Below are 338 nucleotides of genomic sequence, written 5' to 3' on the forward strand. Positions count from 1 at the left end.
TAATTGATTATTTGGGTTTTAGCGAAAAATACACAAATGTCATTGAGCATGAAAACTTTAATCATTCAATCGTAAATTCACATAATGCAAATACATTTAATAAATATAAAAATATTATTTTCATTTTAGGTGAATCAGCCTATAGAGGGCGACATAACATTTATGGATATAATAAAAATACAACACCAGAAATGCACAATATTTTTACTCAATCAAATAGCTGTATAGTACCAGAAGTTCATTCTCCTGCTTCTATCACTCGAGATTCAATCCCTATGCTATTCTCATTCGCCAAACCAAATGACGAGCGACCATTACTAGAAGAAAAAAATATAATA

Annotated in this window: 1 protein-coding gene; it reads left to right on the plus strand. The window is 29.3% G+C overall.

What is annotated here, in order from left to right; genetic code table 11:
- A partial coding sequence (locus A9G09_RS12905) for a sulfatase-like hydrolase/transferase (protein ID WP_218056893.1) occupies positions 1-338 on the plus strand: 338 nt, incomplete at both ends.

It is taken from the genome of Gilliamella sp. wkB292 (genome assembly GCF_001690235.1).
Classification (GTDB): Bacteria; Pseudomonadota; Gammaproteobacteria; order Enterobacterales; family Orbaceae; genus Gilliamella; species Gilliamella apicola_F.